The 25865-nt window shown below is 57.3% G+C and carries 18 protein-coding genes, 1 tRNA gene and 1 pseudogene; 14 read left to right on the forward strand and 6 right to left on the reverse strand.

Going from position 1 to position 25865, the window contains the following annotated elements; translation table 11 throughout:
* Positions 1-300 precede the first annotated feature (300 nt).
* The 4 genes and pseudogenes from IM304_RS14225 to IM304_RS22290 form a co-directional block, all read right to left on the reverse strand.
* A complete protein-coding gene (locus IM304_RS14225) occupies positions 301-1341 on the reverse strand; it encodes an NADP(H)-dependent aldo-keto reductase (RefSeq protein ID WP_193354907.1) in 1041 nt (346 codons plus the stop codon).
* A 131-nt stretch (positions 1342-1472) separates the two neighbouring features.
* Positions 1473-1691: a YgdI/YgdR family lipoprotein gene (locus IM304_RS14230; protein WP_003862794.1), complete on the reverse strand. Its 219-nt coding sequence runs from the start codon at positions 1689-1691 to the stop codon at positions 1473-1475.
* 128 nt (positions 1692-1819) lie between these two features.
* Positions 1820-2512, reverse strand: a complete 693-nt coding sequence (gene mutH / locus IM304_RS14235; protein ID WP_193354906.1) for a DNA mismatch repair endonuclease MutH — start codon at positions 2510-2512, stop codon at positions 1820-1822.
* A gap of 155 nt (positions 2513-2667) precedes the next feature.
* Positions 2668-2742, reverse strand: a pseudogene (locus IM304_RS22290) (hypothetical protein); the annotation flags it as partial.
* A gap of 454 nt (positions 2743-3196) precedes the next feature.
* Here IM304_RS22290 and rppH point away from each other — a divergent pair.
* From rppH to recD, 12 genes are all read left to right on the forward strand, one after another.
* Entirely contained in the window at positions 3197-3727 is a 531-nt protein-coding gene (gene rppH / locus IM304_RS14245; protein ID WP_063451936.1) for an RNA pyrophosphohydrolase, read from the forward strand.
* Positions 3728-3739: 12 nt separating this feature from the next.
* Positions 3740-5986, forward strand: coding sequence for a phosphoenolpyruvate--protein phosphotransferase (gene ptsP / locus IM304_RS14250; RefSeq protein WP_148421130.1), 2247 nt, complete (start codon positions 3740-3742; stop codon positions 5984-5986).
* A gap of 205 nt (positions 5987-6191) precedes the next feature.
* Entirely contained in the window at positions 6192-7067 is an 876-nt protein-coding gene (gene lgt, locus IM304_RS14255; protein WP_022649236.1) for a prolipoprotein diacylglyceryl transferase, read from the forward strand.
* 6 nt (positions 7068-7073) lie between these two features.
* The gene (gene thyA / locus IM304_RS14260; protein WP_006811817.1) at positions 7074-7868 is read left to right on the forward strand and encodes a thymidylate synthase; all 795 of its coding nucleotides are present in this window, start codon (positions 7074-7076) and stop codon (positions 7866-7868) included.
* Positions 7869-8052: 184 nt separating this feature from the next.
* A complete protein-coding gene (locus IM304_RS14265) occupies positions 8053-8517 on the forward strand; it encodes a prepilin peptidase-dependent protein (protein ID WP_193354905.1) in 465 nt (154 codons plus the stop codon).
* Positions 8508-9068 (forward strand): prepilin peptidase-dependent protein, encoded by a 561-nt coding sequence (locus tag IM304_RS14270; protein WP_193354904.1) that lies wholly within the window; start codon positions 8508-8510, stop codon positions 9066-9068. The genes IM304_RS14265 and IM304_RS14270 overlap by 10 nt, the downstream gene beginning before the upstream one ends.
* Positions 9065-9463: a DUF2509 family protein gene (locus IM304_RS14275; RefSeq protein WP_193354903.1), complete on the forward strand. Its 399-nt coding sequence runs from the start codon at positions 9065-9067 to the stop codon at positions 9461-9463. Before IM304_RS14270 ends, IM304_RS14275 begins: the two co-directional genes overlap by 4 nt.
* Positions 9448-9771: a prepilin-type N-terminal cleavage/methylation domain-containing protein gene (locus IM304_RS14280; RefSeq protein ID WP_148421139.1), complete on the forward strand. Its 324-nt coding sequence runs from the start codon at positions 9448-9450 to the stop codon at positions 9769-9771. The genes IM304_RS14275 and IM304_RS14280 overlap by 16 nt, the downstream gene beginning before the upstream one ends.
* A gap of 12 nt (positions 9772-9783) precedes the next feature.
* Positions 9784-13158 (forward strand): exodeoxyribonuclease V subunit gamma, encoded by a 3375-nt coding sequence (gene recC, locus IM304_RS14285; RefSeq protein WP_193354902.1) that lies wholly within the window; start codon positions 9784-9786, stop codon positions 13156-13158.
* A 139-nt stretch (positions 13159-13297) separates the two neighbouring features.
* Complete coding sequence (gene ptrA, locus IM304_RS14290) at positions 13298-16180, forward strand: pitrilysin (protein ID WP_193354901.1); 2883 nt, start codon at positions 13298-13300, stop codon at positions 16178-16180.
* A complete protein-coding gene (gene recB, locus IM304_RS14295) occupies positions 16177-19719 on the forward strand; it encodes an exodeoxyribonuclease V subunit beta (RefSeq protein WP_193354900.1) in 3543 nt (1180 codons plus the stop codon). The genes ptrA and recB overlap by 4 nt, the downstream gene beginning before the upstream one ends.
* On the forward strand, positions 19716-21536 hold the full coding sequence (gene recD / locus IM304_RS14300) for an exodeoxyribonuclease V subunit alpha (RefSeq protein ID WP_193354899.1): 1821 nt from the start codon (positions 19716-19718) through the stop codon (positions 21534-21536). The genes recB and recD overlap by 4 nt, the downstream gene beginning before the upstream one ends.
* A 34-nt stretch (positions 21537-21570) precedes the next feature.
* Here recD and argA read toward each other — a convergent pair whose 3' ends face one another.
* On the reverse strand, positions 21571-22902 hold the full coding sequence (argA, locus tag IM304_RS14305; RefSeq protein WP_006811807.1) for an amino-acid N-acetyltransferase: 1332 nt from the start codon (positions 22900-22902) through the stop codon (positions 21571-21573).
* Between the two features lie 227 nt (positions 22903-23129).
* Here argA and amiC point away from each other — a divergent pair, with 227 nt between their 5' ends.
* Positions 23130-24383 carry an N-acetylmuramoyl-L-alanine amidase AmiC gene (amiC, locus tag IM304_RS14310; RefSeq protein WP_193354898.1) on the forward strand — a complete coding sequence of 418 codons (1254 nt, stop codon included), beginning with the start codon at positions 23130-23132 and terminating at the stop codon, positions 24381-24383.
* Between the two features lie 88 nt (positions 24384-24471).
* Here amiC and IM304_RS14315 read toward each other — a convergent pair.
* Positions 24472-24548: transfer RNA gene (locus IM304_RS14315), tRNA-Met, on the reverse strand.
* A gap of 208 nt (positions 24549-24756) precedes the next feature.
* Here IM304_RS14315 and mltA point away from each other — a divergent pair.
* Positions 24757-25854 (forward strand): murein transglycosylase A, encoded by a 1098-nt coding sequence (mltA, locus tag IM304_RS14320; protein WP_148421151.1) that lies wholly within the window; start codon positions 24757-24759, stop codon positions 25852-25854.
* Positions 25855-25865 lie beyond the last annotated feature (11 nt).

Raw genomic sequence — 25865 nt, forward strand, 5'->3', positions numbered from 1 at the left:
CCGGGCTCCCGGCGGTAAATCGCCGCTTCGCGGTGCCTTCGGCTTATTCCTTCCGGCTTATCGGGGACGGGCGGAGGTAACCTCCCTGTAAAGCCGCCCTCTCGGCGCATCCCTGCGCCTCGCCCCGGCCTGCAGGAAACGCCTCAGCGATATACAGCCGGACCAGGGCGTCGCTGTAATTCATTTATTTTCCTGAAACAACATTCGTCGCTTTCGGTAATAAAATTACTGGGGATCCCTTAGCCCGCTGGGAGAGGGTGAAATCACAACAAACGGCAACGCGCGTTGCCGATGCTTTTATTACGGTGCCGGGTAGGTATAAACCTGATGCACCGCTTCAATCTCCGCTAACACCTCTTCGCTGAGGGTCAGGTGGAAACTCTCAATATTGGTTTTAAGCTGCTCCATGGTCGTCGCGCCCAGCAGGGTGCTGGCGACAAACGGCTGACGACGCACAAAGGCCAGCGCCATCTGCGCCGGATCGAGCCCGTGGCGCTTTGCGATGTCCACATAGGCCGCAACGGCTTTTTGCGTCTGCTCGCCGCTGTAACGGGTGAAGCGGCTGAAAAGCGTGTTTCGCGCGCCGGCGGGCTTCGCGCCGTTCAGGTATTTCCCCGTCAGGGTACCGAAGCCCAGGCAGGAATAGGCCAGCAGTTCCACCTCTTCGTACTGCGTCACTTCCGCCAGGCCCACTTCATAGCTGCGGTTCAGCAGGCTATAAGGATTCTGAATGGTGACGATGCGCGGCAGGTCGTGCTTATCGGCCAGATGCAGGTAGCGCATCACGCCAAACGCCGTTTCGTTGGAAACCCCGATGTAGCGGATCTTACCCGCGCGCTGGCACTCCGCGAGCGCCTCCAGCGTTTCCAGCAGGGTCACGGCCGGAGCACTTTCGTTCCACGCGTAGCCGAGCTTGCCGAAGCAGTTCGTCGGACGCTGCGGCCAGTGCACCTGATACAGATCGAGATAGTCGGTTTGCAGGCGCTTAAGGCTGGCATCCAGCGCGTCACGGATATTCTTGCGATCGAGGATCTGGTTAGGGCGGATCCCGGCATCGTTATTGCGGGAAGGGCCGCTGACCTTGGAGGCGATAACCAGCTTTTCGCGATTGCCGCGTTTCGCCAGCCAGTTGCCAACGTACGTTTCGGTAAGGCCCTGCGTTTCCGGGCGAGGAGGAACAGGGTACATCTCCGCCACGTCAATCAGGTTAATGCCCTGGCTGACCGCGTAATCAAGTTGTGCATGGGCATCGGCTTCGCTGTTTTGTTCACCAAATGTCATCGTGCCCAGCCCCAGTTGGCTGATCTCCAGAGCGCTGTGGGGGATACGGTGATAATGCATAGCCGGTTTCCTTTAAAGATATACAGACCGCGTCAGGAACCTCCCGACAAAGGAATATAAACATGGCAGAGGGAAGGCAAAAGGGGAAGGAAAAAATCAAAAAGGCCAGCAAGCCACTGACCTTTATCGGTTTATCGTTCGATAATCTGGGATACTTCGTCGCGATTGATTTGCATTTGATTGCCTTCCCGATCGCGGTAACTCACAAGGCCGGTATCGTCGTCGACTTCGGGTTTGCCATCGGTCAGGATCATGCGGCCATCCTTGGTTGACATGACATAGTCGCTGCTACAACCCGATACCGCAAACGCTAAACCGACTGCTGAGATAATTACTGCCCATTTTTTCATCGTTCTCATCCTCACCTGGCTCGTATCAAATCATAGTGTAGTAATAACCTGATATTACGACAGGTGAAAGGGGGGAAATCTTAAAAAGCGGGAGATTATGTTAGCCGGAGCGCATAATTGGTAAAAAACTATGTTTTCAACAGGAAATGGCGTGCCAGCAGTGCTCCGGTGAAGTTCTTTTTAAGATAGAAGCCGCGCGGCAGCGTCAGGATCGGCTCGCCACGTGCGCCAACCGCTTCAGTGAGCGCTTTGCTGTCGGCGGCCTTCGGGCGCAGTTGCAGCACCTCACCATGCCGGGCGGTGATCCGCTCCACCTGTCCCAGCACGATCATGTCCATCAGTTCCTCCCAGTCCTGGGAAAGCTGCCTCTCTTCTTCTTCGTCAGGGCTCCAGAGCAGCGGAGCGCCAACGCGACGCTCTGCCAGCGGGATCTGCCTGTCGCCCTCAACGGGTACCCACAGCACCCGCTTCAGCTTATGCCTGACGTGGCTGGTTTCCCATGTCACCCCGCTGTTACCCGTTAGCGGCGCAACGCAGACGAAGGTGGTTTCCAGCGGCCTGCCCTGAGCGTCGATGGGGATAGTTTTCAGTTCAACGCCCAGCGCCGCAAAATCTTGCTCGGGCTTACTGCCCGCGCTTGCGCCCAGCCAGCGTTCCAGCAGCACGCCGATCCAGCCCTTATCGCGCTTAAGGTCGTTAGGTATCGTCAGCCCCGCCATCACCGCCAGCTCGCCCAGCGTATAGCCAGCCAGACGCTGCGCCTGCTGGAGCAGCTGGGCTTCACTGACGGGGGCACTGGGCAATGGGGCGAGCGAATGCATGTTAACAACCTTTTTGATTAAAAAATGAGCTGATATTTTATCCCTTGTGGATAGAGTTTACCTTTTTCTGAGTAAATATTCCATGTGGATGATTTTAATAATATTTTTCAGCGCTGAAAGCGTCAGGATACGGCTAAAAAATGGGTTGTTCAATTCTGGTCACTGACAATAAACAGGATCTTACACCATGTTATCCACAGAAAAATGGGATAACTGGGAATAACCCCCACTACTGTTTCAATTTACAGCCTTGACGTGCGATGAAAATCGAATTTTCACACAATTTGTGCCTAACTTATTGGCACAATCTGTGGATAAAACCGACGCTGTTCGATCTTTCATCAGCACGGGGATCTTTGATGTGACGATCGTCACGTTAATCACCTTTTCTCCCTTTTGTATGCTATCAATGTTATGAAATTAAACGGATTTTTCAAAATGGCTAACGGTGGTGATAAGGTGGTCTGAAAGGTTGTTCATCGGTAATTCCGTACTTCTTCACAACTATATCCACAGAAAAGGTGAATAAAAATGGTCTCGATCGCCTTCATCTGTTTATAACTCCCCACAAAATTGTGAGTTATTCAATTGTTATTAGGCTGCAGGCCTGTAAGAGAGTGGTTTACCGCCTCCCTGTAGTGTGAAACAATCATTCATATATCAGATTTAGTTTGGGGTAGTCCGGTGATTGATGACGATGGCTACCGCCCAAACGTAGGAATAGTAATTTGTAATCGTCAGGGCCAGGTAATGTGGGCCCGGCGATATGGTCAGCACTCCTGGCAGTTCCCGCAAGGCGGGATCAACCCAGGAGAGTCCCCAGAACAAGCGATGTACCGGGAGCTGTTTGAAGAGGTTGGTTTAAGCCGGAAAGATGTTCGCATCCTGGCGTCGACCCGCAACTGGTTGCGTTACAAGTTACCGAAACGTTTGGTGCGTTGGGACACAAAGCCGGTTTGTATCGGCCAGAAACAGAAGTGGTTTCTTTTGCAGTTGGTGGGCAACGATTCAGATATCAATATGCAAACAAGCAGCACGCCGGAGTTCGATGGCTGGCGCTGGGTAAGCTACTGGTACCCTGTTCGTCAGGTCGTGTCATTTAAGCGCGATGTTTACCGTAGGGTGATGAAAGAGTTCGCAAGTGCTGTTATGCAGCTTCAGGAGACGCCTCCTAAGCCGCAGAGCGCACCTGCCTGGCGACGTAAAAGAGGTTAAGCTACGCAAATCATGCTCACCCGCTTGCGAGAAATAGTTGAAAAGGTTGCCAGCGCGCCTCGCCTCAACGAGGCGCTAAACATTCTGGTAACGGACATCTGTCTTGCGATGGAAACCGAGGTCTGTTCGGTCTATCTGGCCGACCATGACCGACGGTGCTACTACCTGATGGCGACCCGGGGATTAAAAAAACCGCGGGGCCGTACCGTCACGCTTGCGTTTGATGAAGGTATTGTTGGGCTGGTCGGGCGACTGGCAGAGCCAATCAACCTTGCTGACGCGCAAAAACACCCCAGCTTTAAATATATCCCCTCCGTAAAAGAAGAGCGCTTCCGCGCTTTCCTCGGGGTGCCGATTATTCAGCGCCGCCAGCTGCTTGGCGTGCTCGTTGTCCAGCAGCGCGAGCTGCGTCAGTATGATGAAAGCGAAGAATCCTTCCTCGTCACGCTGGCAACTCAGATGGCCGCAATCCTCTCTCAGTCTCAGCTCGCCGCGCTATTTGGTCAGTATCGTCATACGCGTATCCGCGCGCTTCCGGCCTCGCCGGGCGTCGCCATTGCCGAAGGCTGGATGGACGCCACGCTGCCGCTGATGGAGCAGGTATATGAAGCCTCGACGCTTGATGAAGCACTCGAGCGCGAACGGCTTACCGCCGCGCTGGAAGAGGCGGCGAATGAGTTTCGTCGCTACAGCAAACGCTTTGCCGCAGGCGCGCAAAAAGAGACGGCGGCCATTTTCGATCTTTATTCGCACCTGCTGTCCGATGCGCGCTTACGACGGGAGCTGTTCGCCGAGGTCGATAAAGGCGCGGTGGCTGAGTGGGCGGTTAAAAAGGTCATTGAAAAATTTGCCGAGCAGTTTGCGGTCCTGACCGATGGTTACCTGAAAGAGCGCGCCGGCGATCTGCGCGCGCTTGGGCAGCGTCTGTTGTTCCACCTCGATGATACCATTCAGGGTGCAAACGCCTGGCCGAACCGGTTTGTGCTGGTGGCGGACGAGCTCTCGGCGACGACGCTGGCAGAATTACCGCAGGACAGGCTGGCGGGCGTAGTGGTGCGCGATGGTGCCGCTAACTCCCATGCCGCCATTATGGTGCGCGCGCTCGGAATCCCGACCGTGATGGGCGCGGACATTCAGCCCTCCGTGCTGCACCGGCGCACGCTGGTGGTGGACGGATATCGCGGTGAATTGCTTGTGGATCCTGAGCCGGTTCTCCTCCAGGAGTACCAGCGTCTCATTAGCGAAGAGAATGAATTAAGCAAGCTGGCGGAAGATGACGTCAACCTGCCCGCGCAGCTGAAAAGCGGTGAGCGGGTGAAGGTGATGCTCAATGCGGGCTTAAGCCCCGAGCACGAAGAGAAGCTCGGCAGCCGCATCGATGGCATTGGTCTGTACCGAACCGAAATCCCCTTCATGCTGCAAAGCGGCTTCCCGTCGGAAGAGGAGCAGGTCGCGCAGTATCAGGGCATGCTGCAGATGTTTAACGATAAGCCCGTTACGCTGCGTACCCTGGACGTCGGCGCGGATAAACAGCTGCCCTACATGCCCATTAGCGAAGAGAACCCCTGCCTTGGCTGGCGCGGGATCCGCATTACGCTCGACCAGCCGGAAATCTTCCTGATTCAGGTCCGGGCAATGATGCGCGCCAATGCGGCCACCGGGAACCTCAGCATTTTGCTGCCGATGGTCACCAGCATTGACGAAATCGACGAGGCGCGGCGGCTGATTGAACGAGCAGGACGCGAAGTGGAAGAGATGATCGGCTATGCGATCCCTAAACCACGTATCGGCGTGATGCTTGAAGTGCCCTCGATGGTCTTTATGCTGCCGCAGCTGGCGACCCGCGTTGATTTTATCTCCGTCGGCACCAACGACTTAACGCAATACATTCTGGCGGTAGATCGCAACAACACCCGCGTCGCCAGCATTTACGATAGCCTGCATCCGGCGATGCTTCGTGCCCTTGCGATGATAGCCCGTGAAGCCGAGCAGCATAATATCGATTTGCGCCTGTGCGGTGAAATGGCCGGCGATCCGATGTGCGTGGCGATCCTGATTGGCCTTGGCTTCCGTCACCTGTCCATGAACGGGCGTTCCGTTGCGCGCGTGAAATACCTGCTGCGTCATATCGCACATGACGATGCGCGCGAGCTGGCCGCGCGTAGCCTTGAAGCACAGCTTGCCGCCGAGGTGCGCCATCAGGTGGCTGCGTTTATGGAACGACGCGGCATGGGCGGGTTGATCCGCGGCGGCCGCTAAACCCTCTTTATCCCGCCTGTTGAATAAGAGAGACGGGGGAGGGCATCAGTATGCACCATTCCATATACACATCTTTTACATCTCAGGCGCATCCTCCGCGCCTGCCTTATGCTATTATTCGCAACTTTGGAGCACCTGCCAGTGGCGGGAATGCAATTCAGCCGCTGTCCACTTTCAGCGGAATAACAACATCTTGTGGTGACAGATGAACAGTGGTTATCTGCATTTTCCGGAATTCGATCCGGTTATTTTCTCAATTGGTCCCGTAGCGCTTCACTGGTACGGTCTGATGTACCTGGTGGGCTTTGTCTTTGCCATGTGGCTTGCTGGCCGTCGCGCCAGTCGTCCGGGCAGCGGCTGGACGAAGAACGAAGTGGAAAACCTGCTTTATGCTGGCTTCCTCGGCGTGTTCCTGGGCGGGCGCATCGGCTATGTCCTGTTCTATAACTTCCCGGTATTCCTGAACGATCCGCTCTATCTGTTCCGCGTCTGGGACGGCGGCATGTCCTTCCACGGCGGGCTGATTGGTGTGATCCTGGTGATGGTGATCTTCGCCAAACGCACCAAACGTAACTTCTTCCAGGTGGCTGATTTTATTGCGCCGTTAATCCCGTTTGGCCTGGGCGCAGGGCGTCTGGGCAACTTCATCAACGGGGAACTGTGGGGTCGCGTCGATCCGAGCGTGCCGTTTACCATGCTGTTCCCGGGCTCCCGCGCAGAGGATATCGCGCTGCTGCCTTCGCATCCTGAGTGGCAATCCATTTTCGATACCTACGGCGTTCTGCCGCGCCATATGTCCCAGCTTTACGAGCTGGCGCTGGAAGGCGTGGTGCTGTTTATCATCCTGAATCTGTACATCCGCAAACCGCGCCCAATGGGGGCCGTCTCCGGTCTGTTCCTGATTGGCTACGGCGCGTTTCGTATCATCGTCGAGTTCTTCCGCCAGCCGGATGCACAGTTTACCGGCGAATGGGTACAGTACATCAGCATGGGGCAAATCCTCTCCATTCCGATGATTGTCGCGGGTGCCATTATGATGATTTGGGCGTATCGCCGTCGTCCACAGCAACAACTTTCCTGAGGAATCATGAAACAGTATCTTGAATTGATGAAAAAAGTGCTCGACGAGGGCACGCCGAAAAACGACCGCACCGGCACCGGGACGCTCTCCATTTTTGGCCACCAGATGCGCTTCAATCTGCAGGAAGGCTTTCCTCTGGTGACGACGAAGCGCTGCCACCTGCGCTCGATCATTCATGAACTGCTCTGGTTCCTGCAAGGCGATACCAACGTTGCTTATCTGCATGAAAACAATGTCTCAATCTGGGACGAATGGGCAGATGAGAACGGCGATCTTGGGCCGGTTTACGGCAAGCAATGGCGCGCGTGGCCTACGCCAGACGGTCGCCATATCGACCAGATCACCACGGTAATGAACCAGCTGAAAAATGACCCGGACTCGCGCCGTATCATCGTTTCGGCCTGGAACGTCGGTGAGCTGGATAAAATGGCGCTGGCCCCGTGCCACGCCTTCTTCCAGTTCTACGTGGCGGACGGCAAGCTCTCCTGCCAGCTTTATCAGCGTTCCTGCGACGTGTTCCTCGGCCTGCCGTTTAACATCGCCAGCTACGCGCTGTTAGTGCACATGATGGCCCAGCAGTGCGATCTTGAAGTGGGCGATTTTGTCTGGACGGGTGGGGATACTCACCTCTACAGCAACCATATGGAACAGACGCATCTCCAGCTGACGCGCGAACCGCGCGCGCTGCCGAAGCTGGTGATCAAACGTAAACCGGACTCGATCTTTGACTATCGTTTTGATGATTTCGAGATTGAGGGCTACGACCCGCATCCCGGCATCAAGGCGCCTGTCGCCATCTGATACGGCAAATCCTGACACAACCGGCGCTCCCTGGCGCCGGTTTTTTTTTGCGTCCGTTGCGTTCTTCGAGCCTGTTTCCAGAGAATATGCAACGCGCTGCAACAGACCACATTCTCCGGAATGCGCCTCGTAACGCTATGGTTTGCCGCTCGCGCCTAAACGGGCATTCCGCCACACTCCCGCCATGAAAAATGAACATGGCTTTACGCTGACAGAAACCCTTATTGCCATCTCGCTGGTGGTGATCCTCAGCGCCACAGGGCTTTCCGGCTGGGACCGCTGGCAGCAGCGGCAGCGGCTCTGGCAAACCGCCTGTCAGGTGCGGGATTTCCTGGTGTTCCTGCGTAATGACGCTAACCGTCACAACCGCGAACATACGATCGCGCTTCAGAGTGACGGGGAAAACGCCTGCCTGGTCAGCTCTGCGGCTTCGGGGTGTGATAGCGCCAGCCCCTTTGCGATGAAGCCGCTGTGGCCCGGGATCGCGATGGGCGACATCACGCCATCGCTGGGGTTTTACGGCTTAAGGGACACCGCGTGGGCCGGACATATACGGGTGGAGAGCCGTGCCGGTACGTGGTGGGTGATTGTCTCAAACGGCGGGCGTATCCGGCTGTGCAATGCCGCAGGAGAAGCTGGATGTCAGTAAATCAAAAAGGGTTCTCGCTCACGGAGGTGCTGATTGCAATGGCAATAGGCAGCATTCTGTTACTCAGCACGTCGCGTTTGCTGCCGGGGCTTCAGCGGAGCGTTTTGCTGCAATCCGGGCAGCTTGAGCTGGAGGATGAGGTCTGGCAGCGTCTGCTCGCGATCGGTAAACAGCTACAGAGAGCAGGCTACTGTGCCGGGCATTGCCAGGGGCAGGGAATGGTTCTCGGCAGGCAAGGGCAGTGTCTTATTGTGCGATGGGATGCCAACAGCAACGGCCAGTGGGATGCCACCGCGTCAGAAAATGACAGCACGGGGTATCGGCTTGAGGCCGGTTCGCTTGAAACGCTGCGGGGCGCGACATCCTGTGAAGGTAAAGGGTGGGATAAACTCACCGACCCTGAGCGGATCTTCATAGAGCAGTTCAGGGTCAGCAAATCCGACCATCCTGGCTTTGCACCGGTAATGACGCTTGAGTTGATCGGCCGCAGCAAAGGTGCACTGACCGTGCCCTTTTCGGCCCGCTATAGCGTAACGGGATTTAACCTGTGAGTCGCCAGAGGGGAATGGCGTCGCTGGCGCTGGTTCTGCTTATGCTGATGCTCGGCACGCTGATCCTCACCGGATTAAACCAGCAGCTGCAAACCTATAGCACGCTGGTAAGTGGCGATAGCCATTTTGTCCGCCAGCAGGCTGCCGTGCAATCTGCCCTGGAGTGGGGACGGGTTCAGCGCTGGGCTTTGCAGCCGGAGGTGCAGTGCAGGCAGGTGCAGCGTGTGCGGGTTTGCTTACGGCGGTTTGACGAGCGCGTGTTGCTCATCGCCGGCAATGACGACCTGCTGCTGTGGCGAGGAGGAGAGGTGGCGGGAGGGCAGATACGGTTTTCCACCCACGGCTGGAGCGATTTCTGCCCGCTTAAGGAGAATGCGCTATGTCAGTTACCCTGAGTAAGCAACAAGGATTTAGCATGGTGGAAGCTTTGCTGGCAATGATGCTGCTGGTTGTGGTTGTCACGGCATTGACCGGGTATTATCGCGCGCTGGCAACGCGGTTTACGGCGCTGAGCCAGTATCGGCAGCTGTGGCATCATGCCTGGAATCAGTCGCAGCTCTCAACGTTGCCGCTTCCGCCTGGCTGGCAGGTCAGTCGGGGGCAGACAACGCAGTCCGGATGTGTCAGCATCACGGTCACACTTATTTCTCCTCTGGGGCGGCAGGGCGCGTTAACGCGTCTGCATTGCCCGGTTAGCCGGTAGTCGGGAGCGTTTATGCTAAGGGTTTACCACTCAAATCGTCTGGATGTGCTGGAAGCACTGATGGAGTATATCGTCGAGCAAGAGCGTCTTGACGATCCGTTTGAGCCAGAAATGGTGCTGGTGCAGAGCACCGGTATGGCGCAGTGGCTGCAAATGTCCCTTTCGCAGAAATTCGGCATTGCGGCGAACATCGACTTTCCGCTGCCCGCGAGCTTTATCTGGGAGATGTTTGTACGCGTGCTGCCGGATATCCCTGAGCAGAGCGCTTTCAACAAACAGAGCATGGCCTGGAAGCTGATGACGCTGCTCCCGGACATGCTGGAGCAGGATGAGTTTGCCATGCTGCGCCACTATCTGAATGACGACACCGACAAGCGCAAGCTTTTCCAGCTGGCCTCACGCACCGCCGACCTCTATGACCAGTATCTGGTTTACCGCGCGGATTGGCTGATTCGCTGGGAAGCCGGTGAACTGGTGGATGGCTTGCCGGAAGCGCAAATCTGGCAGGCTCCGCTCTGGAAAGCGCTGGTTGAGCATACCGAAAAACTTGGTCAGCCTAAGTGGCACCGCGCTAATTTATACGATCGGTTTATCTCAATTCTTGAGAACACCCCGGAACGGCCCGCTCGCCTGCCGTCACGCGTGTTCATTTGCGGTATCTCCGCGCTGCCGCCGGTCTACCTGAACGCGCTAAAAGCGCTGGGTAACCATACTGATATCCATATTCTCTTTACCAACCCGTGTCGACACTATTGGGGGGATATTCAGGATCCGCGCTGGCTTTCACGACTGGTCACCCGCCAGAGAAAGCGCCTCTTTGAAGAACGCGCCGTGCCCCTGTTTAAAGACAGCGAAAACGCGGCGCAGCTGTTTGATGAAGAGGGGATCCAGAACCTGCCGAACCCGCTGCTGGCCTCGTGGGGCAAGCTTGGGCGCGACTATATCTATCTGCTTTCGGAAATCACCTCCTCAGGTGAAGGCGATGTGGATGCGTTTGCGGACATAACGCCGGACAGCCTGCTGCACAACATTCAGCTCGATATCCTGGATTTAGAAAACCGTGCCGTTGCCGGGCTCACCGCCGAGGAGTTTGCCCGTAGCGATAAGAAGCGCAGGCTCGATCCCGACGATCGCAGTATCGCGATCCACGTGTGCCACAGCCCCCAGCGTGAAGTTGAAATTCTGCACGATCGCCTTCTGGCTATGTTGCACGACGACCCAACCCTGACGCCGCGCGATATCGTGGTGATGGTGGCGGATATCGACAGCTACAGCCCGTTTATCCAGGCGGTATTTGGCAGCGCAACGGGCGATCGCTATCTGCCGTACGCGATCTCAGACCGCCGCGCCCGCCAGTCTCATCCGGCGCTGCAGGCCTTTATCAGCCTGCTTTCGCTGCCCGATAGCCGGTTTATTTCTGAGGACGTGCTGGCCTTGCTGGATGTGCCGGTGCTGGCGGCACGTTTCGATATCAACGAAGAAGGGCTGCGCTACCTGCGCCAGTGGGTCAACGAATCCGGCGTCCGCTGGGGAATTGACGATGATAACGTCCAGGAGTTCGAGCTTCCTCCGACAGGCCAGCATACCTGGCAGTTTGGCCTGACGCGCATGCTGCTGGGGTATGCGATGGAGAGCAGCCAGGGCGAATGGAATGACGTGCTGCCCTATGACGAATCCAGTGGGCTAATCGCGGAGCTGGTCGGCCATTTAGCCTCGCTGCTGATGCAGCTCAATCGCTGGCGTCGTTCGCTGATGCAGCCTCGTCCGCTTGAAGAGTGGCTGCCGATTTGTCGCGAAATGCTGAACGATTTCTTCCTGCCTGACAGCGAAACGGAAGCCGCCATGGCGCTTATCGAGAAGCAGTGGCAGGCCATCGTTGATGAGGGCGTAAATTCACACTATCACGAGGCGGTTCCCCTTTCGCTTTTGCGCGATGAGCTGACGCAGCGTCTCGATCAGGAGCGTATCAGCCAGCGCTTCCTGGCGGGGCCGGTGAATATCTGTACCCTGATGCCTATGCGTTCCATTCCGTTCAGGGTGGTGTGTCTGCTCGGCATGAACGACGGCATTTATCCGCGCGCGCTGCCACCGCTGGGCTTCGATCTCATGAGCTCGCAGCCGAAGCGGGGCGACCGCAGCCGCCGCGATGATGACCGTTATCTGTTCCTGGAAGCGCTGATTTCTGCGCAGAGCAGGCTGTATATCAGCTATATCGGGCGGTCAATTCAGGACAACAGCGAGCGTTTCCCGTCCGTGCTGGTGCAGGAGCTGGTGGACTACATCGGGCAGAGTCACTACCTGCCTGGGGATGAAGCCCTTAACTGCGACGAAAGCGAGCGTCGGGTGAAAGCGCATATCACCTGTCACCATTCACGTATGCCGTTTGATCCGGTCAACTATGTCCCTGATGAACAGCAGAGCTACGCCCGGGAGTGGCTTCCCGCCGCGAAGAAAGCGGGGACGCCGCAAACCGATTTTATTCAGGAGCTTGAGCCGCGCGTCATTGACGCTCTGACCTTTGAGCAGCTGCAGCGCTTTTGGGCGCACCCGGTTCGGGCCTTTTTCCAGCAACGCCTGCAGGTGAACTTCCGCTCCGAAGAGAGCGAAATCCCGGATGCCGAACCGTTTATTCTGGACGGGCTGGAACGCTTTAAGCTCAATTCCCAGCTTCTGAATGCGCTGGTCGATGAGGAAGATGCCAGCAAGCTGTTCCGTCGTTACCGGGCATCCGGGCTATTACCGTACGGGGCTTTTGGAGAGATCGTCTGGGATGCCCAGTGCGAGGAGATGCGAGCCCTTGCTGACCGCGTTATCGCATGTCGGCAGCCTGGAAGCAGCATTGAAATCGATCTCGATTGTAACGGTGTGCACCTCAGCGGTTGGCTCACCCACGTGCAGTCTGACGGGCTGCTGCGCTGGCGTCCATCCCTGCTCAGCGTTTCACATGGCCTGCAACTCTGGCTCGAACATCTTGTCTACAGTGCGGGTGGTAACGAAGGCGAAAGCCGGCTGTTTGTGCGTAAGGACGGCGAGTGGCGCTTCCCACCGATGAAGCCTGAGCAGGCGCTGTCGTATCTGTCGCTTTATATTGAAGGTTACCGGCAGGGAATGAACAAACCTCTGCTTTTGCTGCCTGAAAGTGGGGGGGCGTGGATAAAAGCCTGTTACGACGCGCAGAATGATGCCATGTTAACGGATGATGCTTCGCTGCAAAAAGCGCGCAGCAAGTTTTTGCAGGCCTACGAAGGGAACATGATGGTGCGTGGCGAAGGTGAAGATGTCTGGTATCAGCGCTTATGGCGCACGCTTGAGCCAGAATACTTCGACATTATCACGGAAGAGGCACAACGCTACCTGTTACCGTTGTTTAAATTTAATCAGTCCTGAGCGCTGTATAAAAATTGCGCAGTATGAGGTGTTCATTTATGATGCACCTCTTATCACGGACTGATGTACCTAAAGAAAGAGATGCTGGCACGTCCAGCACGCACGTTGTTAATGATGTAGCCGTGATAAAGAGGTCGTAATGCCAGGCAGCACCCTGTTCAAAGCGTTTGTTTTGTTTATCGCCCTTTGGGCTCCCGTCACTCAGGCAGCTTCCGGTTGGCAACCCGTTCAGGAAACAATCCGTAAGAGCGAGAAGGATACCCGCCAGTACCAGGCTATTCGTCTTGATAACGGGATGACCGTGCTGCTGGTTTCCGATCCGCAGGCGGTAAAGTCGCTCTCCGCACTGGTTGTGCCGGTTGGATCGCTGGAAGATCCTGACGCCCATCCTGGGCTGGCGCACTATCTCGAACATATGACGCTGATGGGCTCTAAAAAATACCCGCAGCCGGATAGCCTGTCCGAATTTCTGAAGATGCACGGCGGCAGCCATAACGCCAGCACCGCACCGTATCGCACCGCGTTTTACCTTGAAGTGGAAAATGATGCGCTTGACGGAGCGGTGGACCGACTGGCGGATGCCATTGCCGCACCGCTGCTGGATAAAAAATACGCCGACCGTGAACGCAACGCCGTGAACGCTGAGCTGACGATGGCGCGCACCCGAGACGGTATGCGCATGGCGCAGGTTAGCGCTGAAACCATCAACCCTGCTCACCCGGGCTCGCGCTTCTCCGGCGGCAACCTTGAAACGCTGAGCGATAAACCGGGCAGCCCGGTGCTCGACGCGCTGCATGCGTTTCGCGATAAATACTATTCCGCCAACCTGATGAAGGCCGTCATCTACAGCAACAAACCGTTGCCGGAGCTGGCTGCCATGGCGGCGAAGACCTATGGCCGGGTGCCAAATAAAAATATCGATCTGCCGAAGATTAACGTGCCGGTTGTCACCGACGCGCAAAAAGGCATCGTTATCCACTACGTGCCGGCATTGCCGCGCAAGGTGTTACGCGTTGAGTTTCGTATTGATAACAACACGGCGCAGTTCCGCAGCAAAACCGACGAGCTGGTGACCTATCTTATCGGCAACCGCAGCCCGGGCACGCTTTCCGACTGGCTGCAAAAGCAGGGGCTGGTGGAAGGTATTCGCGCTGACTCCGATCCCGTGGTGAACGGTAACAGCGGCGTGCTGGCCATCTCCGCCACGCTGACGGATAAAGGGCTGGCGCACCGTGACGAGGTCGTTGCGGCCATTTTCAGCTATCTCGCTCTGCTGCGGGAGAAAGGCGTCGATAAACGCTATTTTGACGAGCTGGCCCACGTGCTGGATCTCGACTTCCGCTACCCGTCTATTACGCGTGACATGGATTACGTTGAGTGGCTGGCAGATACCATGATCCGCGTGCCGGTGGAGCATACGCTGGATGCGGTAAATATTGCCGACCAGTATGACGCCGCAGCGCTTAACGCACGTCTGGCGATGATGACGCCGCAGAACGCCAGGGTCTGGTATATCAGCCCGAACGAACCGCATAACAAAACGGCCTATTTCGTCGATGCCCCGTATCAGGTAGAAAAAATTAGCGAACAAACCTTCGCTGGCTGGCAGAAAAAGGCTGGTGAGATTGCGCTGAAGCTGCCGGAGCTTAACCCCTACATCCCGGATGACTTCTCGCTAATCAAAACCGCCAAAGCTTATCCGCACCCGACGCTGATTGTTGATGAGCCGACGCTGCGCGTGGTTTACACCCCAAGCCGCTATTTTGCCGACGAGCCCAAAGCCGACGTCAGCGTGGTGCTGCGCAATCCAAAGGCGATGGACAGCGCCAGAAATCAGGTGATGTTTGCGCTCAACGATTATCTGGCCGGTATTGCCCTCGATCAGCTCAGCAACCAGGCCGCCGTTGGCGGTATCAGCTTCTCGACCAACGCCAATAACGGCCTGATGGTTAATGCCAACGGCTACACCCAGCGTTTGCCGCAGCTGTTCGAGGCGCTGCTGGACGGCTATTTCAGCTACACGCCAACGGAAGAGCAGCTGGAGCAGGCCAAATCCTGGTATGCGCAGATGATGGACTCTGCGGAGAAGGGCAAAGCCTTCGATCAGGCCATTATGCCCGCCCAGATGCTGTCGCAAATTCCTTACTTCCAGCGCGAAGATCGCCGCGCGTTACTGCCCTCAATCACCTTAAAAGAGGTGCTGGCTTACCGCGATGCGCTGAAAAGCAATACCCGTCCAGAGTTCCTGGTGGTGGGGAACATGAGCGAAGAGCAGGCAAAAACGCTGGCGCAAAACGTGCGTAAGCAACTGGGCTCGAAGGGCGATGAGTGGTGCCGAAATCAGGACGTGCTGGTGGAGAAAAAGCAGAACGTTCTCTTCGAGAAGGCGGGGAGCAGCACCGACTCCGCGCTGGCCGCCGTGTTTGTCCCTACCGGTTATGATGAATATACCAGCTCGGCGCAGAGCGCCGTGCTCGGACAAATTATTCAGCCGTGGTTCTACAACCAGCTGCGCACCGAAGAACAGCTGGGCTACGCGGTGTTCGCCTTCTCCATGAACGTGGGCCGTCAGTGGGGGCTGGGCTTCCTTCTGCAAAGCAGCGACAGGCAACCGGCTTATCTGTGGCAGCGCTATCAGGCCTTCTTCCCGCAGGCAGAAGCCAAGCTTCGCGCCATGAAGCCGGAAGAGTTTGCCCAGATCCAGCAGGCGGTCATTGCCCAGGTAATGCAGCCACCGCAGACGCTGGGTGAAGAGGCGTCGCAGCTGAGCAAAGATTTTGATCGCGGTAATATGAAATTCGATTCGCGTGATAAAATCGTGACCGAAATAAAACAGCTAACGCCACAAAAGGTTGCCGATTTCTTCCATCAGGCGGTGGTAAAACCGCAGGGTATGGCCATCCTCTCCCAGGTCTCTGGTAGCCAGAGCGGGAAAGCGGACTACGTGAAGTCGAAGGAGTGGACCCTCTGGAAGAGCGTTAGCGCACTGCAACAAACTATGCCCTGGAGTAAAAAAGAATGACCCATACCGCTGAGCCGCTTGATCCCCTCAGATTACCACTACAGGGTGAGCGACTGATTGAAGCCTCAGCGGGAACGGGAAAAACCTACACTATCGCCGCGCTATACCTGCGCCTGCTGTTAGGGCTGGGCGGTAACGCGGCTTTTTCACGCCCGCTAAGCGTGGAAGAGCTGCTGGTGGTGACGTTCACCGAAGCGGCCACTGCCGAGCTGCGCGGCCGTATCCGCAGCAATATTCATGAACTGCGCATCGCCTGTCTGCGCCAGACCACGGATAACCCCCTCTACGCAAGCCTGCTGGACGAAATCGCGGATAAGCAGCAGGCTGCGCAATGGCTGCTGCTGGCCGAACGGCAAATGGACGAAGCCTCGGTCTTCACCATTCACGGCTTTTGTCAGCGCATGCTGAGCCTGAATGCGTTTGAATCCGGCATGCTGTTTGAGCAGCAGCTTATCGAAGATGAATCCGAGCTTCGGTATCAGGCCTGCGCGGACTTCTGGCGTCGTCACTGCTACCCGCTGCCGCGCGATATTGCCGAAGCGGTTCACGCCCTGTGGAAAGGCCCCGAAGAGCTCCTGCGCGCCATCGACCGCTATCTGCAGGGCGAAGCGCCGGTCATTAAATCCCCGCCGCCTGCCGATGAAACGCTGGCCTCGCGTCATGAAAAGATCGTCAGCAAAATTGCCGCGCTTAAGCAGAAGTGGAATGAGTCGGTCGGTGAAATTGAAGGGATTATCGAAAATTCCGGTATCGACAGGCGCAGGTTCAACCGCGGAAACCAGGGGAAGTGGATCGAAAAGATCAGCGCCTGGGCCCAGGAGGAGACGCGAGGCTACCAGCTTCCGGACGCGCTGGAGAAATTTTCCCAGCGGTTTTTGACCGAGCGGACCAAAGCCGACGGCATCGTGCCGGAGCATCCCCTGTTTGTGGCGATTGAAGCGCTGCTTGCCGAGCCCTTAACGCTCAACGACCTGATGATCGCCCGCGCGATGAAGGAGATCCGCGACGCCGTAGCGCGTGAAAAACGTCGCCGGGGCGAGCTGGGGTTTGATGACATGCTGAGCCGCCTGGACGAGGCTCTGTCCAGCGAGAACGGCGACGCGCTTGCCAGCGCAATTCGTACCCGATTCCCGGTGGCGATGATTGACGAATTTCAGGACACCGATCCCCAGCAGTACCGCATTTTTCGCCGCATCTGGCGACAGCAGCCAGACACGGCCCTGCTGCTGATTGGCGATCCCAAGCAGGCGATTTATGCCTTCCGTGGTGCAGACATCTTTACCTACATGAAAGCCCGCAGCGAGGTTGTCGCGCACTACACGCTAGACACTAACTGGCGCTCCGCCCCGGGCATGGTTGAGAGCGTCAATACGCTGTTCAGCCGCATGGAGACGGCGTTTATGTTCAGTGAAATCCCTTTCCTGCCGGTGAAATCCGCCGCGAAAAACGCGACCTTACGCTTTGAAGTGGGGGGCGCGACGCAGCCCGCCATGAACTTCTGGCTGCTGGAGGGGGAAGGCTTTGGCGTGGCAGAGTATCAGGCGGCGATGGCCCAGCACTGCGCCGCACAAATCCGGGACTGGCTGAGCGCGGGCGCGCGCGGCGAGGCGCTGTTATGGAAGGGGGAGCAGGCAAATCCTGTTAAGGCCTCCGATATCACCGTGCTGGTGCGTAGTCGTCAGGAAGCGGCATTGATCCGCGATGCGCTCACGCTGCTCGATATTCCGTCCGTTTATCTCTCTAACCGCGACAGCGTGTTTGATACGCTGGAAGCTCAGGAAATGCTCTGGCTGCTTCAGGCGGTGCTGGCACCGGAGCGTGAAAGTACGCTTCGAAGCGCGCTGGCCAGCTCCATGCTGGGGCTGAACGCGCGGGATATCGATGTGCTCAACCATGATGAGAATGCATGGGATACGGTGGTGGAAGAGTTTGTCCATTACCGCGAGCGCTGGCAAAAGCGCGGCGTCATGGCGATGCTGCGCGAGCTGATGACGCGCCGTCAGATTGCCGAGAATATGCTTGCGACATCCGGCGGCGAGCGTCGTCTTACCGATATTTTACATATCAGCGAACTGTTGCAGGAAGCCGGTACCCAGCTTGAAAGTGAGCATGCGCTCGTGCGCTGGCTGGCGCAGCAAATAGCCGATCCCAACAGCAATTCCTCAAGCCAGCAGATGCGTCTTGAAAGCGATAAGCACCTGGTGCAAATCGTGACCATTCACAAATCGAAAGGGCTGGAGTATCCGCTGGTCTGGCTGCCCTTTATCGCTAACTACCGCGTACAGGACCAGGCCTTTTACCACGATCGTGAATCTTTCGACGCGGTGCTCGACCTCAGCAAAGCGGAAAGCAGCGTTGAGCTGGCGGAAGCGGAGCGTCTGGCGGAGGATTTGCGCCTGCTTTACGTAGCGCTGACCCGTTCCGTCTGGCATTGCAGCCTCGGCGTGGCGCCGGTTTTCCGCCGTCGCGGTGAGAAAGCCGGGGAGAGTGATTTCCACTTAAGCGCGTTAGGGCGGCTTATCCAGCGTGGCGAGCCGAAAGACGCGGCGGGGCTGCGTCTGTGTATTGAATCCCTTTGCGGCGACGATATCGCGCTGCATATTCCCGCGTTGCCAGACAATAGCCGCTGGCAGATGGCGGAAGAGCCAGAGTCCGATCTTAACGCGCGCCAGATCACGCGGGTGCTTGCCGACGACTGGCGGGTTACCAGCTATTCCGGCCTTCAGCAGCACGGGCAAAGCATCGCGCAGGATCTGATGCCGAAGCTCGACGTGGATGCCGCAGGGGTGGGTGATGTGCCGGCTGAGCCGACGTTAACCCCGCATCAGTTTCCGCGCGGCGCGTCGCCGGGAACCTTTTTACACAGCCTGTTTGAAGAGCTTGATTTCACCCAGCCCGTCAGCGAGGAGTGGGTATTAAAGATGTTGCAGAGCGGAGGCTATGACGCGCACTGGCAGCCCGTCCTGACAGAGTGGATCAAGGCCATTTTGCAGGCGCCGCTGACGGAGCAGGGCATCTCTCTTAGCCAGTTAACGGCCAGAAATAAGCAGGTTGAGATGGAGTTTTATCTGCCCGTCGCGGGGCCGCTTAGGGCCGACGCGCTTAACGCGCTGATCCGCCAGTACGATCCGCTGTCAGCCGGCTGTCCGCCGCTGAACTTCCGTCAGGTGCAGGGCATGCTGAAAGGGTTTATCGACCTGGTCTTCCGTCACGAAGGGCGCTATTACCTGCTGGATTACAAATCTAACTGGCTGGGCGAGAACAGCGAGGCCTATACCCAACAGGCGATGGCGGCGGCTATGCAAATGCATCGCTACGATCTCCAGTATCAACTCTATACCCTGGCTCTCCACCGCTACCTGCGCCACCGCATTGCGGATTACCGCTATGACGACCATTTTGGTGGCGTTATCTACCTGTTCCTGCGCGGGGTGGACGCAGCCGATCCGCGTTCGGGCATCTTCAGCACCCGCCCGGATGCCGACCTGATCGATAAAATGGACAGCCTGTTTGCAGCAAACGCGGAGGAGATGGCATGACGATGCAGGAACTATTGCTGGAGGCGGTAGAGCAACGCGTGCTGCGTCAGCTGGATGTGCAGTTTGCCATGATGATTGCCGCTGACCAGCCCGCCGTGATGCTTGCCGCTGCGCTGTTGAGTAAAGACGCCGGGGAGGGCCACGTCTGCCTGCCGCTCTCGCGCCTGAAGTGTGACGAGAAAATGCCGCCTGTCCTCCAGTCCTGCTTTGCGCTGCTGGGAGAGGCGGTGGACTGGCAAAATATTTTGCGCGAATCGTCGGCCGTCGGGCCGGGAGAAAACCAGGCGCCGCTGATCCTGACGGGAGAGCGCTTGTATCTGAACCGCCTGTGGCGAAACGAGCTGACCGTTGCCCGCTTCTTTAGCGAGACCAATGCGCCGCTCCCCTGTGACGAAGCGCAGCTTCGCCAGACGCTGGACGTGCTGTTTAACTCTGGCGAAGCAACAGACTGGCAGAAAGTGGCGGCGGCCGTTGCCCTGACGCGGCGGATCTCGGTGATTTCCGGCGGGCCGGGGACCGGCAAAACAACGACCGTGGTAAAGCTGCTGGCAGCGCTGATTCAGCTCTCTGGAGAGCAGCGGTGCCGTATTCGTCTCGCTGCGCCCACCGGGAAGGCGGCGGCGCGTCTGACCGAATCGCTGGGCGGTGCGCTACAGCGGCTGCCGCTGACGCAGGAGCAGCTCGCGCTGTTCCCGGGAGAAGCCAGCACCTTACACCGGCTGCTCGGCGCCCAGCCGGGTAGCCAGCGGCTGCGCTACCATGCCGGGAACCCCCTGCATCTGGACGTGCTGGTGGTGGATGAAGCCTCCATGATTGACCTGACCATGATGTCGCGCCTGATCGACGCCCTGCCGCCGCATGCGCGCGTGATTTTCCTGGGCGACCGCGACCAGCTCGCCTCCGTAGAGGCCGGGGCGGTGCTGGGGGATATCTGCACCTACGCCAGCTACGGTTATACCCCCGCGCGGGCGCAGGAGCTGGCTCGTCTGACAGGTTGCTCCCTTGAGCCGGACGCTACGCCGGTTGCGGGTGCGCTGCGCGACAGCCTGTGCCTGCTACAAAAAAGCTACCGTTTCGGTAGCGACTCCGGCATTGGCCAGCTGGCAGCGGCAGTCAACCGTGGCGATCGCCATACCACGCGCACGGTGTTTGACGGCACCTTCACCGATATTGAAAAGAAATCGCTGCAAAGCGGGGAAGAGTACCAGGCCATGCTTGAGGACGCTCTTCAGGGATATCAGCATTTCCTGAGCCGCGTGCAGCAGCGCAGCGATCCTGAGCAGGTCATTGCCGCATTTGGTGAGTACCAGCTTCTGTGCGCCTTGCGGGAAGGGCCGTTTGGCGTTGCGGGCCTGAACGACAGGCTGGAGCAGCTGCTGGTGCAGAAACGCAAAATTCACCGACAGCAGCATTCGCGGTGGTATGAAGGCCGGCCAGTGATGATTTCGCGCAACGACAGCGCGCTGGGCCTGTTCAACGGGGATATCGGGATTGCGCTCGATCGCGGTAACGGACTGCGCGTCTGGTTCCAGCTGCCGGATGGCAGCGTGAAGTCCGTACAGCCGAGCCGCCTGCCAGAACATGAAACGGCGTGGGCAATGACGGTACACAAATCGCAGGGCTCCGAGTTCAACCATGCGGCGCTGATCCTGCCGACACAGCTTTCGCCGGTGGTGACCCGCGAGCTGGTCTATACCGCCATTACCCGCGCGCGACAGCGCCTCTCGCTGTACGCGGATGAACGCGTGCTGGTACAGGCGATTGCCACCCGTACCGAGCGCAGAAGCGGACTGAGCGCGATATTTGAATCTGTCTGAGCGAGCGCCCTCTCCGGGAGGAGAGGGTAGTCCGTCATCCCAGGTCGGCCATCAGCACCTTCGAGCGGCGCTGATAGTTGTACATCTCTTTCTTGCTTTCCGGCAGCGAATCAATGTCTACCGGCGTAAAGCCGCGCTCCTGGAACCAGTGAATGCTGCGCGTGGTGAGCACAAACAGCTTGCTCAGCCCCATCTGGCGCGCCTGCGCCGCCACGCGTTCGAGCAGCAGTTCGCCCCGCGAGGAGCTGCGGTAATCGGGGTGCACGGCGACGCACGCCATTTCCCCAATCTGCTCCTCCGGGAACGGGTAAAGCGCCGCACAGGCAATGGTCAGGTTATCGCGCTGAATAATGGTGAACTTGTCGATCTCCATCTCCAGCTGCTCGCGGGAGCGGCGAACCAGAATGCCCTGTTGCTCCAGCGGACGGATCAGCTCCAGAATGCCGCCGATATCGTTGATCGTCGCGCGGCGGATCTGCTCGGCGCTCTCCATTACGATCTGCGTACCGATACCGTCCCGGGAGAAGAGTTCCTGCAGCAGCGCGCCGTCTTCCTGATAGCTGATCAGGTGGCTACGACGCACGCCGCTGCGGCACGCTTTAACGGCACCGCGCAGAAAACGCACGGTTCCGGAGTAGTAATCGCCCTGTGCTTCCAGCGCTTCGACGCGCGCCTGGGCTTCATTCGGGAAGAGTTCGGGGACGATAACGCCTTCATCATTCACAACACCCTGCGAGGAACAAAAGCCGATCATCTTTTCCGCTTTCAGCTTGATGGCCAGCTGGGTGGCAATCTCTTCTGACGTCAGATTAAAGCTTTCGCCCGTGACGGAGACGGCAACCGGCCCCATCAGAACGATCGCGCCGTTGTCTAACTGGCGGTGAATGGCCTCTTCATCGATACGACGAATGCGGCCGCTGTGGCAGTAATCCACGCCATCGTCCACGCCGAGCGGCTGGGCAATGATAAAATTGCCGCTCACCACGTTGATATGCGCGCCCTGCAACGGCGTATTATTCAGGCTCATCGACAGGCGGGCGGTGATATCCAGCTGCAGCAAACCGGCCGCCTGTTTGACCAGCTCGAGGGTTTTCGCATCCGTTACGCGGGTATGTTTATGGTAAATCGGCTCATGGTGATGGGCCGCGAGGTTAGCTTCTATCTGCGGGCGTGCGCCATACACCACGACCAGCCGGATACCGAGGCTATGCAACAGGCCGATGTCATTGACGATGCTGGAAAAGTTTTCGTGCTCAATGGCTTCGCCACCCAGCATAATGACAAACGTTTTTCCGCGATGGGTGTTGATATAGGGAACAGAATGGCGGAATCCCTGGACCAGTTCGGTTCTACGTTCCTTCACCATGACACAACCCTTAATGAATGTTTATTCGTAATTTATGTATTTTTATTCGATTGTGGCCGCGTGTGCAAGCCTAAATTTTCTGCGACCCACAGAAAATAATAAGTAATCCGTGCGTTAACGTTTGAATGTTTACCCTTTTATAGATGACAGCTTATGCGTCATTCGTTAAAGTTTTCGGTCAATTTGGGCGTTTTGTTCATTCATCAGATTTCTTGCTCGGGAGAAGCATGTCGGGATCCAATTCAGCAATAAGCCGCCGCCGCCTGTTAAAAGGGGCCGGGGCGATGTGGTTGCTTAGCGTCAGCCAGGTGGGTCTTGCCGCCACAAGCCAGGTAGTCGCGGTGCGCGTCTGGCCGTCGTCGACCTATACGCGCGTGACGGTCGAGTCCAACCGCGTGCTGAAATACAAGCAATTTGCCCTCAGCAATCCTGAACGTGTGGTGGTTGATCTCAAAGGTGTAAATCTCAACTCCGTGCTTAAGGGCATGGCGGCGCAGATCCGCGGCGACGATCCGTTTATTAAATCGGCGCGCGTCGGGCAGTTCGATCCGCAAACCGTGCGCATGGTGTTTGAGCTGAAGCAGAACGTAAAACCGCAGCTTTTTGCGCTCGCACCGGTTGCGACGTTCAAGGAGCGGCTGGTGATGGATCTCTATCCTTCGAATGCGACGGATATTCAGGATCCGCTCCTCGCCCTGCTGGAGGATTACAACAAAGGCGATCTCCAGCGGCAGGTACCGCCTGCGCAAAGCGGGCCGCAGCCGGGCAAGGCGGGACGCGATCGCCCGATTGTGATCATGCTCGATCCCGGCCACGGGGGCGAAGACTCCGGCGCGGTGGGGAAATACCACACCCGCGAAAAAGACGTGGTGCTGCAAATTGCCCGTCGTCTGAAGGCGTTAATCGACAAAGAAGGCAACATGCGCGCCTATATGACGCGCAACGAAGACGTGTTCATCCCGCTGAAGGTCCGCGTAGCGAAAGCGCAGAAGCAGCGCGCGGATCTGTTTGTCTCTATCCACGCGGATGCCTTTACCAGCCGTCAGCCGAGCGGATCTTCCGTATTTGCCCTGTCAACGAAAGGGGCGACCAGTACCGCCGCAAGATACCTGGCGGACACGCAGAACGCCTCGGATTTAATCGGTGGCGTAAGCAAAAGCGGTGACCGCTATGTCGACCATACGATGTTCGATATGGTGCAGTCGCTGACCATTACCGACAGCCTGAAGTTCGGTAAAGCGGTGCTGGGTAAGCTGGGCCGCGTCAATAAGCTGCACAAGAACAGCGTCGAGCAGGCCGGATTTGCGGTACTGAAAGCGCCGGATATCCCGTCCATTCTGGTCGAAACCGCGTTTATCAGTAACGTGGAAGAGGAACGCAAGCTCAAGACGGCTAAATTCCAGCAGGAGGTGGCGGAGTCAATTCTGGCGGGGATCAGAGCCTATTTCTCTGACGGAGAAACGCTGGCGCGGCGAGGATAAATCATCAGGCCGGGTATGTTGCCCGGCATTTTTATAAGCTACAGATACAAAAAAACACCCGGAAGGGTGTTTAATGTTTTAGAAGTATTGGTTGCGGGGGCCGGATTTGAACCGACGACCTTCGGGTTATGAGCCCGACGAGCTACCAGGCTGCTCCACCCCGCGTCCGTGGAAGCGCACTATACTCGGATAGGTTTGTGATGCAACCCCTTTTTCACATAATTCATTATTTTGTATGCAAAATGAACGGTAATAGCCACTTTGGACTATTTTTTGTCCAGAATTTGCCAAAGGGAAGGCGATTGCATTTCATTAGCACGGTGGGTTTGTTATCTTCATCACGCGGAATTGGGCAACTAAAAGACGAGATATAATGAAAGGACGTTGGGCGAAGTATCTGATGACAGGCGCAATGGTAGCTATTCTTGCGGCCTGCTCCTCCAAACCGACCGATCGCGGTCAACAGTATAAAGACGGGAAGTTATCCCAGCCTTTCTCGTTAGTTAACCAGCCAGATGCCGTGGGTGCACCGATCAATGCCGGCGATTTCTCCGAGCAGGTCTACCAGATCCGCAAAGCGTCTCCGCGTTTATACAGTTCGCAAAACAACGTTTATAGCGCCGTCCAGGACTGGCTGCGCGCGGGCGGCGATACCCGCAATATGCGCCAGTTTGGCATTGACGCGTGGCAGATGGAGGGGGCGGATAACTACGGTAACGTTCAGTTTACCGGTTACTACACCCCGGTTGTCCAGGCGCGACACACGCGTCAGGGTGAATTCCAGTATCCGATTTACCGCATGCCGCCAAAACGCGGTCGTCTGCCGTCACGCGCCGAGATCTACGCCGGTGCGCTAAGTGAAAACTATGTCCTGGCCTACAGCAACTCCCTGATGGATAACTTCATCATGGACGTGCAGGGCAGCGGCTATATCGATTTTGGCGACGGTTCGCCACTTAACTTCTTTAGCTATGCCGGCAAGAACGGCCACGCCTACCGCAGCATCGGTAAGGTGCTCATCGACCGTGGCGAAGTGAAGAGAGAAGATATGTCGATGCAGGCGATCCGCGAGTGGGGCGAAAAGCACAGCGAAGCCGAAGTGCGTGAACTGCTTGAGCAGAACCCATCGTTTGTTTTCTTCAAACCGCAGAACTTTGCGCCGGTGAAGGGGGCGAGCGCCGTACCGCTGATTGGCCGTGCGTCGGTAGCGTCGGATCGTTCTATCATTCCTGCGGGCACCACGCTGCTGGCGGAAGTTCCTCTGCTCGATAACAACGGCAAGTTCAACGGCAAGTACGAGCTGCGTCTGATGGTGGCGCTGGACGTTGGCGGGGCGATCAAAGGGCAGCACTTTGATATCTATCAGGGCATTGGCCCGGATGCCGGCCATCGCGCAGGCTGGTATAACCACTACGGACGCGTATGGGTGCTGAAGACCGCGCCGGGCACCGGAAACGTATTCAGCGGCTAATTGTGGTATTC

The sequence above is a fragment of the Enterobacter cloacae complex sp. P40C2 genome (genome assembly GCF_014930695.1).
GTDB lineage: Bacteria > Pseudomonadota > Gammaproteobacteria > Enterobacterales > Enterobacteriaceae > Enterobacter > Enterobacter pasteurii.